15 protein-coding genes are annotated in these 15138 nt (G+C 66.9%); 7 read left to right on the top strand and 8 right to left on the bottom strand.

Annotated features, from left to right (window positions below; genetic code table 11):
• Together APY03_RS01180 and APY03_RS01185 are read right to left on the bottom strand one after the other, a co-directional pair.
• Window positions 1-865: Bug family tripartite tricarboxylate transporter substrate binding protein (locus APY03_RS01180; protein ID WP_232324122.1), on the bottom strand; the 865-nt coding region annotated here is incomplete at its 3' end.
• 100 nt (window positions 866-965) lie between these two features.
• Window positions 966-2636 carry an acyl-CoA dehydrogenase family protein gene (locus tag APY03_RS01185; protein ID WP_068673127.1) on the bottom strand — a complete coding sequence of 557 codons (1671 nt, stop codon included), beginning with the start codon at window positions 2634-2636 and terminating at the stop codon, window positions 966-968.
• 104 nt (window positions 2637-2740) lie between these two features.
• Here APY03_RS01185 and APY03_RS01190 point away from each other — a divergent pair, with 104 nt between their 5' ends.
• Entirely contained in the window at window positions 2741-3703 is a 963-nt protein-coding gene (locus APY03_RS01190) for a LysR family transcriptional regulator (protein WP_068673129.1), read from the top strand.
• Here the strand turns inward: APY03_RS01190 and APY03_RS01195 are convergent.
• The 6 genes from APY03_RS01195 to APY03_RS01220 all read right to left on the bottom strand — a co-directional run bounded on the left by APY03_RS01195 (window position 3603) and on the right by APY03_RS01220 (window position 8596).
• Complete coding sequence (locus APY03_RS01195) at window positions 3603-4625, bottom strand: serine/threonine protein kinase (protein WP_068673131.1); 1023 nt, start codon at window positions 4623-4625, stop codon at window positions 3603-3605. The genes APY03_RS01190 and APY03_RS01195 overlap by 101 nt on opposite strands.
• Window positions 4626-4638: 13 nt before the next feature.
• Complete coding sequence (locus APY03_RS01200) at window positions 4639-5748, bottom strand: DUF2855 family protein (protein WP_068673133.1); 1110 nt, start codon at window positions 5746-5748, stop codon at window positions 4639-4641.
• A gap of 112 nt (window positions 5749-5860) precedes the next feature.
• Window positions 5861-6289, bottom strand: coding sequence for an organic hydroperoxide resistance protein (locus APY03_RS01205; protein WP_068673135.1), 429 nt, complete (start codon window positions 6287-6289; stop codon window positions 5861-5863).
• Window positions 6290-6358: 69 nt separating this feature from the next.
• Complete coding sequence (locus APY03_RS01210; protein ID WP_068673137.1) at window positions 6359-6814, bottom strand: MarR family winged helix-turn-helix transcriptional regulator; 456 nt, start codon at window positions 6812-6814, stop codon at window positions 6359-6361.
• Window positions 6815-6917: 103 nt separating this feature from the next.
• A complete protein-coding gene (locus tag APY03_RS01215; RefSeq protein WP_068673139.1) occupies window positions 6918-7733 on the bottom strand; it encodes a crotonase/enoyl-CoA hydratase family protein in 816 nt (271 codons plus the stop codon).
• 14 nt (window positions 7734-7747) lie between these two features.
• On the bottom strand, window positions 7748-8596 hold the full coding sequence (locus APY03_RS01220) for a 3-hydroxybutyryl-CoA dehydrogenase (protein ID WP_068673141.1): 849 nt from the start codon (window positions 8594-8596) through the stop codon (window positions 7748-7750).
• A gap of 129 nt (window positions 8597-8725) precedes the next feature.
• On the opposite strand from APY03_RS01220, the gene purT reads away from it, so the two are divergent.
• From purT to APY03_RS01250, 6 genes are all read left to right on the top strand, one after another.
• On the top strand, window positions 8726-9928 hold the full coding sequence (gene purT / locus APY03_RS01225) for a formate-dependent phosphoribosylglycinamide formyltransferase (protein WP_068673143.1): 1203 nt from the start codon (window positions 8726-8728) through the stop codon (window positions 9926-9928).
• 26 nt (window positions 9929-9954) lie between these two features.
• Window positions 9955-10905: an alpha/beta hydrolase gene (locus tag APY03_RS01230; protein ID WP_068673145.1), complete on the top strand. Its 951-nt coding sequence runs from the start codon at window positions 9955-9957 to the stop codon at window positions 10903-10905.
• Window positions 10906-11058: 153 nt separating this feature from the next.
• Complete coding sequence (locus APY03_RS01235) at window positions 11059-12570, top strand: hypothetical protein (protein WP_068673147.1); 1512 nt, start codon at window positions 11059-11061, stop codon at window positions 12568-12570.
• A gap of 355 nt (window positions 12571-12925) precedes the next feature.
• A complete protein-coding gene (locus tag APY03_RS01240) occupies window positions 12926-13759 on the top strand; it encodes a hypothetical protein (RefSeq protein ID WP_068673149.1) in 834 nt (277 codons plus the stop codon).
• Window positions 13744-14214 (top strand): hypothetical protein, encoded by a 471-nt coding sequence (locus APY03_RS01245; RefSeq protein ID WP_146039266.1) that lies wholly within the window; start codon window positions 13744-13746, stop codon window positions 14212-14214. The genes APY03_RS01240 and APY03_RS01245 overlap by 16 nt, the downstream gene beginning before the upstream one ends.
• 130 nt (window positions 14215-14344) lie before the next feature.
• Window positions 14345-15136, top strand: coding sequence for a helix-turn-helix domain-containing protein (locus APY03_RS01250; protein ID WP_232081213.1), 792 nt, complete (start codon window positions 14345-14347; stop codon window positions 15134-15136).
• Window positions 15137-15138 lie beyond the last annotated feature (2 nt).

Consider the following 15138-nt stretch of genomic DNA (forward strand, 5'->3'; position numbering starts at 1 on the left):
CCTGGGCCGCGAACTGCTGCTTGACCTTGGGTGAGTCCAGCACCTCGGCGAAGGCGCGGTTGAGCTTCTTCACCCGGTCGGCCGGCGTGCCCGCGGGTGCCACGATGCCGAAGAACACGCTGACGTCGTAGCCCTTCAGGCCCTGCTCGGCGATCGTCGGCACCTCGCCCAGCGCCTGCGAGCGCGCCGCGCTGGCCATGCCGAGCGCCCGCAGCTTGCCGGCCTTCACGTAGGGCAGGGCGGTAAGGACGTCGGTGAAGCTCATGCCGACCTGGCCGCCCAGCAGGTCGTTGAGCGCCGGCCCCGTGCCCTTGTACGGGATGTGCTGCAGGTCGATGCCCGCCATCGAGTTGAAGAGCACGCCCGCGAGGTGCGATGAGGCGCCGTTGCCCGAGGAGGCATAGCTCAGCGTGCCGGGGTTGGCCTTCGCGTAGGCGATGAGCTCTTTCACGTCCCTGGCCGGCACGGAGGGGTGCACCACCAGGATGTTCGGCAGGTGGCCGACCTGGATCACCGGCGCGAAGCTCTTGACCGGGTGATAGCCGATCTTGCGGTAGAGGCTGGCGTTGATCGCGAGCGGCCCGGAGGTCCCGAACAGGATGGTCTGGCCGTCGGCCGGCGCGCGCGACACGAACTCGGCACCGATGTTGCCGCCTGCGCCGGCGCGGTTCTCCACGACCATGGGCTGGCCCAGGCGCTCCTTCATCTCGGCGGCCAGCGTTCGCGCCATCGCGTCGGTGGGGCCGCCGGGCGGGAAGGGCACGACCAGCGTGACGGGCTTGTCGGGGAAGTCGGCCGCGCTGGTCGAGGGCAGCAGCAGGAGGGCTGCTGCGCAAGCGAGGGTGAAGGTGGCGAGTCGTCGCATGTTCTGTCTCCAGTTGAAATCGGGGTGCCGGACGCAGAGGATGCGAAGGCTCCTTGCGTCCTCTGCGTACGGATGTTCGGTGTTCGATCCCGGGCCGCGATCAAGCCGCGCTGGTCCACTCGCCCGGTACGGCCTCCGCGGCCAGTGGGTCGCGCGGCAGCACGCGGTGCAGCAGCACCGCCTGCGCCCAGCCGATGCGCTGCGCCGAGCCGGCGCGCGCGCCCTCCCAGGCCATCGCGATCGCGCTGCAGCAGTGGTAGAGCGCGGAGGCCGCCTGGCGGGCGAGCACGGCGCCGCCCTCCTGCGCGGCCTTGCCGGCCAGGTCGCCGGCGCGTGCCAGCGCGCCGCGCAACGCGGCGGCGAATGCCGGTGCGATGCTGGCCTCGTCGAGCAGGGCGCCGAAGTGCGCCTGCAGGGCCGGCAGCGAGTTCTCGCGCTGGACCGCGCGGATCACGTCGAGCGCGACGATGTTGCTGGTGCCTTCCCAGATCGAGCCGAGGTGCGCATCGCGCACCAGCCGTGGGTCGGCCCACTCCTCGATGTAGCCGCAGCCGCCGCGCACCTCCATCGCATCGCCCGTGACCTTGCGTGCGTCGCGGCAGGCGCGGAACTTGATGAGCGGGGTGAGGATGCGCAGCAGGGGATAGGCGCTCGCGTCGCCGCCATCGGAACGCGCCAACGCGAGCGCGGTCTGGAACACCATCGTTCGCGCCTGCTCGGCCGGCATGCGCAGCTTCTGCAACTGGCGCTGCATCAGCGGCATCTGGTCCAGACGCTGTCCGAAGGCCCGGCGCTGGCTCGCGATGTACTCGGCCTCGCCAACCGCGCGGCGCATCAGGCCGGCAGCGCGAACGCCGTTGGACAGGCGCGAGTTGTTCACCATGTCCGCCATCTGCTGAAAGCCGCGCCCCGGCTCGCCCACCAGGTGCGCGATGGCGCCTTCGAGCCGGATCTCGCCGCTGGCCATCGAGCGCGTGCCCAGCTTGTCCTTGAGCCGGATGATGCGGTAGTGGTTGGGCGTGCCGTCGTCCAGCCGGCGCGGCAGCAGGAACAGCGACACGCCCTTCATGCCCGCGGGCGAGTCGTCGGGGCGGGCCAGCACCATCGCGAAGTCGGCATCGGGGTTCGAGCAGAACCACTTGTCGCCGCTGAGGCGCCATCGGCCGGCGTCGTCCTTCCAGGCGCGAGTGACCGTGGCTGCGATGTCGGAGCCTGCCGCCTGCTCGGTCATGAACATCGCGCCCTGGGCCAGGGTGTCGAAGTCCAGCGATTGGAAGCGCGGCAGGAAGCGTTCGACCAGTTCGGGGCTGCCGAACTTGCGCAGCGTGCGCGCCAGCGAATCGGTCATCGAGACCGGGCAGCACAGTCCGAACTCGGCCTGTACGAAGAGATAGGTCAGTACGTACTTGACCAGGGGCGGCATCTTCCCCTTCCAGCCCAGCGTCTCCTCGCGGTGCGACATCGCCGCCAGGCCGAACTCGCTGAGCGCGAGGCGCTCCATCTCGACATAGGCCGGGTGCTTGATCACCTTCTGCTCGTCCAGCCCGGTCCGGGTGCGCTGCGAGAGCGTGGGCGGGTTGATGTCGGCGGTGTGCGCCAGCTCGTCGAGCGGGCCGCCGGCCAGCGCGCCCAGGCGCTCGAAGTGCGGCTGCATGTGGGCGAGCAGCGCAGGCGGCAGGTACAGCGGCAGCAGCTTCAGCAGCTCGGCGTCGGTGCTGTAGAGGTTCTGCCCGTGGCGGTCGGGGACCGGGTGTTCGGCGGCGCGGGTCATGGCGGCTTGTCTCCTTTCGACCGGATTCTTGGGCGCCTGACGATTCCTGTCTAATATCGATTGGGTCTGGTTCGATTCGATTCAACTATCGTCCGGAGACGAGCATGGAACTGCGCCACCTGCGCTATTTCGTCGTGCTGGCTGAGGAGCTGCATTTCGGCCGCGCGGCCCGAAGGCTGGCGATCTCGCAGCCGCCGCTGAGCGTGGCCATCCGCCAGCTGGAGGACGCGGTCGGCGCGCGGCTCTTCGAGCGCAACAGCAAGGAGGTGCGGTTGACGCCGGCCGGCGAGGCCCTGCAGGCCTCTTCGCGCCGCTTGCTGCGCCAGGCCGAGGAGGCCGCCCTGGAGGCGCGCGACATCGCACGCGGCGCGGCCGGGCGGTTGCGCATCGGCTTTGTCGGCGCCATGCTCTACCGCGGCCTGCCGCAGGCGCTCGCGAAGTTCCAGGCCAAGCACCCGGGGGTGCGCATCACGCTCGCGGAACTCAACTCGGGCGAGCAGATCGCCGAGCTGTTGCACGACCGCATGGACCTGGGTTTCGTCCATACCAGCCGCATGCCGGCCGAGCTGAGCCATGCACTGCTGCTGTCGGAACCCTTCGTCGCCTGCCTGCCGGCGGCGCATCGCCTGGCGCGGCGGCGCTCGATCGCCTTGTCGAGGCTGCGCGACGAGACCTTCGTGCTGTTCTCGCGCAGCGCCTCGCCCGACTACCACGAGCGCATCCTCGCCATCTGCGCCGGCGCAGGTTTTCGGCCCGAGGTGCGGCACGAGGTGCGCCACTGGCTGTCGGTGGTCTCGCTGGTGTCGCAGGGCCTGGGCGTGGCGCTGGTGCCCAGCGCGCTGCGGCATGCGATGCTGCGCGGGGCGGTGTTCCGGCCGCTGGAAGACGATGTGGCGCGCTCGGACGCCTACTGCGTCTGGCGCAACGGCCCGGAGAACCTCGTGGTGCAGAGCTTCGTCGACACGCTCACGCGTACAGCGGCTCCTCCGCCATCGCCTCGCACTGGTCCTGCAGCATCTGGATCTGCTCCTTCCAGTAGTCGCTCGAGCCGAACCAGGGGAAGTTGATCGGGAAGATCGGGTCTTGCCAGCGCCGCGCGAGCCAGGCGCTGTAGTGGATCTGGCGCAGAGTGCGCAACGGCTCGATCAGCGCCAGCTCGCGGCGGTCGAAGGGGCGGAACTGCTCGTAGCCCTCGAGCAGGCCGCTGAGCTGTGCCGTGCGCTGGGCGCGGTCGCCGGACAGGAGCATCCAGAGGTCCTGCACTGCGAAGCCGGTGCGGGCGTCGTCGAGGTCGACGAAGTGCGGGCCGCCGTCGGGGCGGTCGGTCGGGGTCCACAGGATGTTGCCGGGGTGCACGTCGCCGTGGAGCCGAAGCTTCTGCATCTCGGTGTAGGTGTCGGCGCCCAGGGCGGTAAGGGCGATCATCTCGAAGGCCTCGGTGCATGCCTTCTCCCAATGGCGCTGCACGTCCAGCGGGATCATCTGGTGCTCGAGCAGCCAGTCGCGCGAAGCCAGGCCGAATGTCTGCAGGTCGAGTGCGGGGCGTTCGACAAAGGGCCGCGCCGCGCCCACCGTGTGGATGCGGGCGAGGAAGCGGCCCACCCATTCGAGCACCTCGAAGTCGTCCAGCTCCGGCTGGCGCCCGCCCCGGTAGGGGCTCACGCTGAAGGCAAAGCCCCCATGGTGGTGCAGCGTGCTGCCCTCCAGCGCGAGCGGCGCGACCGCCGGGATCTCGGCCGCGGCAAGTTCGGCGGAAAAGCGGTGTTCCTCGGCGATCTGGGCATCGCTCCAGCGGCCCGGCCGGTAGAACTTGAGCACCACCGCGCGGCCATCCTCCAGGTGCGCCTGGTAGACGCGGTTCTCGTAGGAGTTCAGCGCCATCAGGCGGCCATCGCCATAGAGGCCCAGCCCGGCGAGCGCGTCCAGCACCACCTCGGGTCCGAGCGATTCGTAAGGATGGTTGCTGGCGGATTTCTCTTCGGAAGTCATCCGCCCATTGTCGCTACCTGGAGAGCGACAGGATATGGCCGATGCGCGGATCGCCCCGGCCCGACAGCACCTGCGCATAGGCCGCCTGCACGGCCTGCGCGCCGTCGTGGTGCTCGGCCACCAGCCAGGGCGCCTCGGGCTGAGCCACCTTCGCGAGGAATCCTTGCCACGCCTGCACCATGCGCTGGCCGAAGGCCTCGGCGCCCCATTCCTCGGTGCGCTTCTTGATCTGGGCCGGAGCGAAGAAGAAGGTGGCGCGCGGGCCGGGCAGTTCCTTGGCGCTGCCGGCTGGCGCGAGCTGGTCCACATGCGTCCCGCCGATCACGCAGTCGTGGCGCAGCTGCGAGAAGCGCGTGTGGATCGCCCGCCGCAGCTCGCCGTTGCCCGCGAAATCCACGTACACGCAGGGGGCGTCGGCCGCGACCCGGCCGAGCTCCTCATAGCCCAGCACGCGGTGGTAGCAGCCCAGGCTTTCGCAGAAGGCCTTGTTGGCTGCCGAGGTGAGGCCGACCACCTCGATGCCGTCGCGCCGGTGCATCTGGAAGGCGGTGCCGTAGGCCGTCTTGCTCGAGGCGCTGGAGAGCAGGGCGACGCCCGGCCGCGCGCCGAAGAAATCGTTGTCGTCGAAGAAGTCGTCGATCAGCCAGGAGGTGATGAAGAGCGGACGCAGCAAGGCTTGCAGGTCTTCGGTATCCGCGGTGTAGAGCGGGTCGCCGGCGCAGCGGAAATACTGGTTGTAGACCGCCGGCAGCGCGGCCCGGTGCGGTGCACCCTCTGAGAAGCGGGCCGGCGAGAGCCGCTGCGGCGTCAGCACCATGCCGGAGGCCATCGGCACATAGCCGTAGAGCCGCTCGCCCACTGCCACGCCCGGGTGCAGCGACTGCACGACCGAGCCGAAGCCCCAGACCGGGATGCAGCCCCAGCCTTCTTCCCCCGTCGGGAAGAACTGCCAGTAGTTCATCGACTCGCCGAAGGCGGCGTAGGTGATGTTGTTGGACGTGAGCGCGAAGCGGTCGATGCGCAGCCGCACCTGGCCGTCGGCCAGCGCTGTGTCTTCGGTCGTGTGCACCCGGGTGGAAGAAAGATCGTCCTTGCGGATCAGCAGCTGCGTAGTCGTGCTCATGAATGCACCTTAGCGCGAAGCCGCGTCCTTTGCATGAAAGAAAGCCCGGTGCCGCGTCACCTGCGTGACGCGGCACCGGGCCGTGCGAGCCTGGGCGGGCCCGCCTTCGCTATCAGGCGATCGCGAGCTCGACCTCGATGTTGCCGCGGGTGGCGTTCGAGTACGGGCAGACCTGGTGGGCGGTCTCGACCAGCAGCTTCTTCTGCGCGTCGTCCAGGCCCGGCAGCGAGATCGCCAGCTTGACCGCGATGCCGTAGGCCTTGCCGCCGTCCGTCGGGCCCAGCGAGACGCTGGCGTCGACGGCGACGTCTTCCGGCACCTTGACATTGATCTTGGGCGCCACCGCCTTCATCGCGCCGATGAAGCAGGCCGAGTAGCCGACTGCGAACAGTTGCTCGGGGTTGGTGCCGGGCTTGCCGGAGCCGGGCGGGTTGAGCTTGACGTCCAGCGCGTCGTCGCTGGACTTGCCGGCGCCGCCGTCGCGGCCGCCCGTGGTGTGGGACTGGGCGGTGTAGAGGACTTTGTCGAGCTGCTTGACCATGATGATTCCTTCGGGTTGGTGGTGAAAAAGAATGCTTCGATGCCGAAGCGGGTGGGGAACAGGAAGAACCTAGGCGGCCGCCTTCACGCGGTCGCGCAATTGCTGGATCTGATGCGTGAGCGCCACGAGCTCCTCGATGGAGCACTGGCTGGCAGCCATCAGGCAGGCCGGAACGGAAGCCGCGCGCGCCTTGAGGCGGCGCCCGGCGGTGGTGAGGCTGACGTGCACGCGGCGCTCGTCGGCCACGTCGCGGATGCGCGCCACCAAGCCATTGGCCTCGAGGCGCTTGAGCAGCGGCGTCAGCGTGCCGGAGTCGAGCGACAGGCGCTCGCCGAGCTCCGAGACCATCAGGCCGTCACGCTCCCACAAAACCAGCATCACGAGGTACTGGGGATAGGTGAGCTTGAGCTTGTCGAGCAGCGGCTTGTACAGCTTGGTCATCGCCAGCGAGGCGGAATAGACTGCGAAGCACAGCTGGTTGTCGAGCTGGAGCATCTCGTCGGCGGTGGGGGCTTTGGAGGGCATGGGCTGAATTGTAGCGATCAATTGAGTTGCGTGCAATTTAATGGTGAGAATTCGATTCCGGCCCATGGCTTTCCGCTCTCCCGGAGGAGAGGGCACAGGACGATCAGCGTCCGCTGAAGCGCGCGGGCCTGCGCTCGACGAACGAGCGCACCCCTTCCGCGGCATCCTCGCTGTTCGCCAGCCGCTGCTGCACCGGAATGAAATCCTCCACGGCCGCCAGCGGCCCCTGTTCGATCGCCTTCATCACATTCAGCCGTGTTGCCACCACCGCCAGCGGCGCCTGGGCCGCGATGCGCTGCGCGATGCGAAGGGCCTCGTCCAGCTCCTGCCCGGCCGGCACCACCTTCTGCACGAAGTTCAGGCGATAGGCTTCGGCGCTGTCGAATTCATCCGCCGTCAGCAGGTGCAGCATCGCGTTGCCCAGCCCCGCACGCTCGGCCATGCGCAGCGTGGCGCCGCCGGTGGCCATGATGCCGCGCTGAACCTCCATCTGCGAGAAGCGGCAGTTGTCCGCCGCCACCACGATGTCCGCACCCAGCATCAGCTCGATGCCGACGGTGAAGCAGATGCCCTTGACCGCGACCACCATCGGCTTCGTGCGGCGCCGATAGTTGGGCAGCCCGAAGTCGTGCGGTTCCACCAGGCCCTCGGGTATCGCCTTCTCGCCGCGCTTCATGTACTCGGCAACCGCCGGCAGGTCCAAGCCGGCTGTGAAGTGATCGCCGAAGGCATGCAGCACGCCCACGCGCAGCGCCGGGTCGTCGTCGAGCCGGGTGTAGGCCTCGGCCAGCTCGCGGAACATGCGCGGCGTCCAGCCGTTGCGCTTGGTGGGCCGGTTGATGCCGATCAGAAGCACATGGTCGAGCACCTGGGTGTCGATGCAGCCTTCGGGCGGCGGCGTGGTGGGCGTGGTGGTCATGGTGCCGTCCGCGCTCAGTAGGTGTACACCCCGCGCCCCGTCTTGCGCCCCAGCTGCCCCGCGGCCACCATTTCCTTCAGCAAGGGGCACGGCCGGTACTTGGAGTCGCCGAACTGCGCCAGGTACACCTCCATCACCGCGAGGCACACGTCCAGCCCGATCATGTCGGCCAGCGCGAGCGGGCCGATCGGCTGGTTGCAGCCCAGCTTCATGCCTGCATCGATGTCCTCGGCCGTCGCCAACCCTTCGGCCAGCACGAAGAAGGCCTCGTTGATCATCGGCACCAGGATGCGGTTGACCACGAAGCCCGGCGCGTTCTTCACCGTGATCGGCGACTTGCCCAGGCGCACGGCCAGCGCCTTCACCGCGTCGTGCGTGGCATCGCTCGTCAGGTAGCCGCGGATGATCTCCACCAGCGCCATCATCGGCACCGGGTTGAAGAAGTGCATGCCGATGAAGCGGTCCGGCCGCGAGGTGGCGGCGGCGAGCTGGGTGATCGAGATCGACGAGGTGTTGGAGGCGATGATGGCCTCCGGTGCGAGCAGGCCGTCGATCTGCTTCAGGATCTTGAGCTTGAGCTCGTGGTTCTCGGTCGCAGCCTCGATCACGAGCTCGGCGGCCTTCAGGTACTCGTAGTTCGTCGAGCCCTTGATCAGCGCCAGCGCCGCATCCTTCTGCGCGGCGCTCAGCTTGTCCTTCTTGATCAGCCGGTCGAGGCTGCCGGCCACCGTGGCCAGGCCCTTGTCGACCGCGGCCTGCGCGATGTCGACCATGACGACGTTGACGCCCGAGACGGCGCAAGCCTGGGCAATGCCGTTGCCCATCGTGCCGGCGCCGATGATGCCGACGGTCTGGATAGCCATGTGAATGCTCCTTGAACTGAAACCCGCGATTGTGGAACACGCCGCGCCGGCCAGGTGTTGCTGCCGGTGACAGCCGCGGTGATTCAAAATGGCGCGATCGGCTTTGACCCAACGCGACGGACCCGCCCCATGACCACCCTCGGCACGCCCCTTTCCCCCAATGCCACCCGCGTGATGCTGCTCGGCTCCGGCGAGCTCGGCAAGGAGGTGCTGATCGCGCTGCAGCGCCTGGGCGTCGAGACCATCGCGGTCGACCGCTACGAGAACGCCCCCGGCCAGCAGGTGGCGCACCATGCGCGCACCATCGCGATGAGCGACCCGGCGCAGCTCAAGGCACTGATCGAGGCCGAGAAGCCGCAGCTGGTGGTGCCCGAGATCGAGGCCATCGCCACGCCCATGCTGCAGCAGCTGGAGGAGGCCGGCACGGTGCGCGTGATCCCCACCGCGCGCGCCGCGCGCCTCACCATGGACCGCGAGGGCATCCGCCGGCTCGCCGCCGAGACGCTGGGCCTGCCCACCAGCCCCTACAAGTTCTGCGACTCGCTGGCCGAGCTGCAGGCCGCTATCGACGCCGGCATTGGCTATCCGTGCATCGTCAAGCCCGTGATGAGCAGCTCGGGCAAGGGCCAGAGCCGGATCGACGGCCCGGCCGACGTGCAGAAAGCCTGGGACTACGCGATGGCCGGCGGCCGCGTGAGCCACGGCCGCGTGATCGTCGAGGGCTTCATCGACTTCGACTACGAGATCACGCTGCTGACCGTGCGCGCGCTCGCCGCCGACGGCACGGTGCAGACGCAGTTCTGCGCGCCCATCGGCCATGTGCAGGTCAGCGGCGACTACGTCGAGAGCTGGCAGCCGCACCCGATGGCGCCGGCCGCGCTCGAGAAGGCGCAGCGCATTGCCCGGGCCGTGACGGCCGACCTCGGCGGCCAGGGCCTGTTCGGCGTGGAGCTGTTCGTCAAGGGCGAAGAGGTCTGGTTCAGCGAGGTCAGCCCGCGGCCCCACGACACCGGCATGGTGACCATGGCCACCCAGTGGCAGAACGAATTCGAGCTGCACGCCCGCGCCATCCTCGGCCTGCCGGTGGACACCGCGCTCAAGAGCCCGGGTGCCAGCGCCGTCATCTACGGCGGCGTGGATGCGCAGGGCATCGTCTTCGACGGCGTGGCGCTTGCGCTGCAGGTACCGGGCAGCGATGTGCGCCTGTTCGGCAAGCCCGAGAGCTTCGTCAAGCGGCGCATGGGCGTCGCGCTGGCGCATGCCGCCGACGTCGAGACGGCGCGCCGCAACGCCAAGGAAGCCGCCTCGCGCGTCAAGCCGCGCGTCGCCTGAATCCCCCAAAAGCAGGAGTCTTTGCCATGCTGCATCCCCAGGCCCAGGCCTTCATCGATCTGCTCATCGAACGCAAGGTGCCGCCCACCCACACGCTGACGCCGGCGGACGCGCGCAAGTTCTACCGCGAGCGCCGCGCGGTCACGCAGCCCGAGCCCGGCGAGGTCGCGGAAGTGCGCGAGTTGAATGCGCCGGGCCCGCAGGGCGCGATCCCCTTGCGCTACTACCGCCCGCTCGGCAGCGAGGCCGGGGCCATGCTGCCGGTGCTCGTTTACTACCACGGCGGCGGCTGGACCATTGGCGACCTCGACACGCATGACACGCTGTGCCGCGAACTCTGCAATCTCTCGAGCTGCGCAGTGGTGGCGGTCGACTACCGCATGGGCCCGGAACATCGCTTTCCCGCGGCGGTCGACGATGCACTGGCCGCCACCTACTGGGTGCGCGAGCAGGCCGCGACGCTCGGCATCGACGCGAGCCGCCTCGCGGTCGGCGGCGACAGCGCAGGCGGCAACCTCGCGGCCGTCGTTGCGATCGCAGCGCGCGATGCCGGCGACCTGCCCATCGCCTTCCAGCTGCTGATCTATCCCGCCACCGACATGCGCTGCGTGCATCCTTCGCACACCAGCAACGGCCAGGGCTTTGTGTTGACCAGCGACAGCATCCGCTACTTCCAAGACAACTACATCGATGACCCGCGGCACGACCTCGACTGGCGCGCCTCGCCGCTGCTGCACCCCGACCTCTCGCGCCTGCCGCCGGCGCTGGTGCTGACGGCCGGCTACGACCCGCTGCGCGACGAGGGCCTGGACTATGCGCGCGCGCTGACCGCGGCCGGCAACCGCGCGGCGTACGTCTGCTTCGAGCGGCAGATCCACGGCTTCATCACCATGGGGCGGCTGATGGACGAGGCGAATGCGGCGGTGTCGATGTGCGCGGCCGAGCTGCGGCGGGTGCTGGGAAGCAGGTCCGAGTAGTGAATGCAGGGGCGGGGCGCACGACGTCTTGCTGCAGCCATTGCTGGTGAGCGGGGATGGAACGCTTGGCACCCCGGTGCCACCTATCAGAGTTCTCGCGAGCCACGCGGAACGCCTTTGACGGCCCCATCAAACCCCAACAGCAATACAAATATGCAATCCGTATCCTTCACCCTTCAACAGATATTCGGGCGCCAGGTCACCGTGGTGAAAAGACCGACAGACCCCGGCGTCTGGAAGGCCAAGCTCGCCCAGCAGTTGGCGCATGACGGGTCTCCATTCGCCCAACTGATCAGCGACTATCTCACCGAGGACAAGAAACCGGACCTGAGCTTCCTGGTCTGCGAATGCATGAGGCACGGTAACGTGGACGTGCTTGCCTACGTTCTGGCGAACGAGGACATCAAGAGCCTGCGCATACAGGGGCCTGTTGATGAGGAGGGATGGGAGACCTTGGCCAAGGCCATGCCGGACAGTCTCCGTGTCGAGGTGCTGCAGCTGTCGAAATTGGACTTCAACGCTTCCACGGGCGAGCTGCTGTTCAAGTTCCTGAGTCACATGCCTGCTTTGAAGGACGTGTCCCTGACCAACATCAAGGTCGAGGATGGCTTTTTCTTCGGCCGATTGGTCTGCGCCGACTTGCCATCACTCGAGGATCTGAGTGTCTGCGCCAAATCCGATCAGAAACTCGGCGTTGGTCCGCTGGTGCTGAAGATTCTTCTGGCTGCTCGCCAAGTTCGGCGCGTGAGCATCGAAGACGCTGGAGCGATCAGCACCGCCCAGCATGCGAAGCTGGCCGAGGCGCTCAGCCAGCAAACCCGGCTCGATTCACTGCGATTGAAGATCTCGTACCGCAACGAGCCGGAGGAGTTCGAGTGCTATATGCCGTTTCTTTGCGGCAAGACACCAACCCCACTCGTTGAACTGGACCTGCGCGGTTGTCGTATCCAAGCCTCCAATTTCAAACTGCTGATGGAAGCGCTGCCGAAGAACCAGCCTGCGTTGAAGAGTCTCCTCCTCAGCGAGTGCAGGGTGGCTTTTGGTGAGAAGCGCAAGGAGCAGGTCAGCGTCAACACCTTGTCCCTGACCCGGATGGAGAGCCTTCAGTATCTGGATCTCAGCATCAATGATCTTCCAGCAGGCACGACGGAGGCATTGCTCATGGCGCTGAAGAAAAACCACCTCGTGTTCCTGAACCTGAGCGGAAATCAGGTCGGGAATGAAACCTTTTCCGCGATGGCTTGCTTCCTGAGGGACAACGAGAAGCTCCGTCACCTTTTGCTCAAACCCCCCGCGTTCACGTCGTATGTCGGCCAAGACGCTCAAGTGCTCGAGGAGTTGATTGAAGCAGTAGAGCGCAACCTCGTAGTGCAGCAACTCGATATCCGCTGGACTCAAGTCCCAAAGGACTCTCATGACCGCCTGAGCAAGTCGCTCGAGCGCAACAGACAGCTTGCCATCGCCGCCGCCGTGAGAGGCGGCGTGTACGCGATCGGAAATAGCCATCACGTTAAAGTGCCGTACGACGTCGCGGACGCCGTCTTCCGGCAAGGATTGACCATGAGCGACGCCTTCAGCGCATCCTCGGTCAACAAGGAGGCATGGGCATTGCGCGAAAAGATCTTGCGCGAAGAGAGCGATCGGATCTTGCGGGAGCGCCTTTAGCAACACGGGCGGCAGAGAAACGCGCTCGAAACGCGCCCTGGGCGGCTCGGGCCGCCGTGCTCATGCGGTCGCTCAATCGTTGCTCCTCTCGCACCGCCGCGCATTGACCGGTCAGCGCGCGTAGTCCGGATCGTTGGCGCCGGGGTAATCCCGATCGCATGGAACGGTTCACGCATCCTGCGTTACCCATCAAGGCTTTGGCGATCACGCGGGAGTGCCTCATGACAACGATCAACCTAGGACACGCATCTTGAACTGTTTCAGCGCTTCTCTCAATCACTTCGCACTTGCACGAGCAGTACCCACGAACGTGCCCGATTCGGCCACTACCCTATCGTCGAGATCTCGCGAGTTAATGGCCGCGTTCGACGAGCTGGTCCGCGACTACCACGGCAATGGCCGACTGCCGGACCCGAGCCACGTCGTCTGCGAATGCATGAAGCACCGCAAGTTGGGCCTGCTGCGCGAGGTTCTGGCGTTCTTCAAGGAGACGGGGGACTTGCACATACAGGGCCCGATGGATGAGGCAGGGTGGGAAACCTTGGCCATGGCAATTCCCCATGGCTTCTCCCTCGCAGTGCTGACGCTTTCGGATCTTGTCATTGACAGATTCGCAGTCGAGCCGCTGTTCCAGGCGCTGAGCAAGATGCCTGCGCTCGTCGACCTGCGCCTCCACAGGGTCGGAGCCGAGGCTGGAGTGATGAATGCTTCGGAATGTCTGGCCTTTAAACAGCTCAAGGCCCTTAGCGTCGTTGAAGCTGGCTTTCTGGAACCAGACTACGCTCCAGAAAACAAACTCAGCGTCTGTGACTTGCTGGTCAAGGTTTTGGGGGCTTGCCAAGTCCAGAATCTGAGCATCAGCGGCTTGCGTTTCGAAGTTTCTGGCATGAATGAATGGCTGAAGCAGGGGCCGGTTGTCACGGTCGACCAGCACGCAAGCCTGGGCGAGGCGATCTGCCGGCAATCCGAATTGCAGGTGTTGCGGATCAAGCAGTGCATCGCCTGGGCGAATGTCCTGGGGAAATGGGATCCTGAGCAAGGTTCAGGGCCTCATCTTGTCCACAAGATACCCGTGGACAAGATGCCCAGCCTTCGATTGCTGGATCTGGGCGGAAGCCGTCTTTCGGCCAGGACGACGGCGTGGATCCTCAACACGCTGGGACAAAACGGCACTTGCCTGGGCATCTGAACCTGCGCGGCAACTTCATCGGAGACGGCACTGTTGCTGCGATGGCATTCCTGCTGATGAGCAACAGGACGCTGCTGTCACTCTCATTCGAAGATGCCAAGTCCGCCCTTGACGGTGCTAAACACGTCATCAATCACGGCAAACTGAAGATGCTGACCGGGGCGTTGGAGCACAACACGACGTTGCGCCATCTCAGATTCGAGGCTGCTCCCGGTCTCGACTGCCGTGCCCTCCTTGCTTGTCTCAAGCGCAACAGAGAGGCCTTCAAGGCTTCTGTTTTGCGCGCAATGCTGAACAGTTCGGGGCATCGGCTCTCGAACGACCTGTTCGATCACCTGGTTGAAAAAGGGGCACGGTACCTGGACGAGGGCGACGCCTTGCGCCTGTCCTCGGTCAACAAGGAGGCATTGGACGCGAGCCATCGCCTCCCTCGAGAAGATGGCGCTTCAAAGTGAAGCCGGCAATTCGTGGCGTGCCCTAGGGGAAATCCCCGCCCCATTGGGCAAGGGAAGGCCGGCACGCGTCGCTACGATGACCTGGCGCGATGCGCTCCGGCCTCGCGTCCCTTGCAGGAGAACGCGCATCGTGGCAACCCGGCAATCGAAGACAGTGCTGCGCGGCACCGACGGCCGGCTGATGTGGCTCGGCCCCTCGCGCGTGTTCTATGCCGGCCTCCTGGGCGCGACCTCGCACCGCAGCCTGGGTGGCCATGGGATCTACGTCTCCCCCACCGGCGAGCCGCTGCGCATGCGCGTGGCCGGCGGGGCGTGGCAAAGCGGTGAGTTGCTGGCGGTGCCGGCCCGGGTGTCGCACCAGGTGGCGACCGAGCATCCGTTGGTCCTCAACCTGCTGCTCGAATCGGAATCGGTCGATGCGGCCCGCCTGCCGCCCTTCCTGCGCCACTGCGGGCCGGTCGAGGCCCCCGCCATCGCACAGCGCGTGCGCGACGGGCATGCACAACTGCTCGCGCGCCGTGAAGGCCCGGCCGGCTTCCCCGATTTCGACGAGCTCTTCTTCGGCGGCACGCTGCCCCCGCCGGCGCTCGACGCCCGCATCCGCGAGGCGATCGCGCGCATCAACGCCGACCCCGCCGCCCCCAGCCCGGCCGAGGCATGCGCTGCCGCGGTGGGCTTGTCCTTCTCGCGCTTCCTCCATCTGTTCAAGGCGCAGACCGGCGTCACCTTCCGCGCCTTCCGTGCCTGGAAGCGCGCCCGCAGCCTGCTCTACCACGTGGACCAGCCGGGCAGCCTGACCGACATCGCGCTCGACACCGGCTACCCCGACTCCACCCATTTCAGCCACTCGATCCGCCAGGTCTACGGCCTGCGGCCCAGCGACATCCTCGCCGGATCGCGCCGCCTCGCAGTGCATCGATGAGG

It is taken from the genome of Variovorax sp. WDL1, from assembly GCF_001541225.1.
In the GTDB taxonomy this organism is placed as follows: domain Bacteria; phylum Pseudomonadota; class Gammaproteobacteria; order Burkholderiales; family Burkholderiaceae_C; genus Variovorax.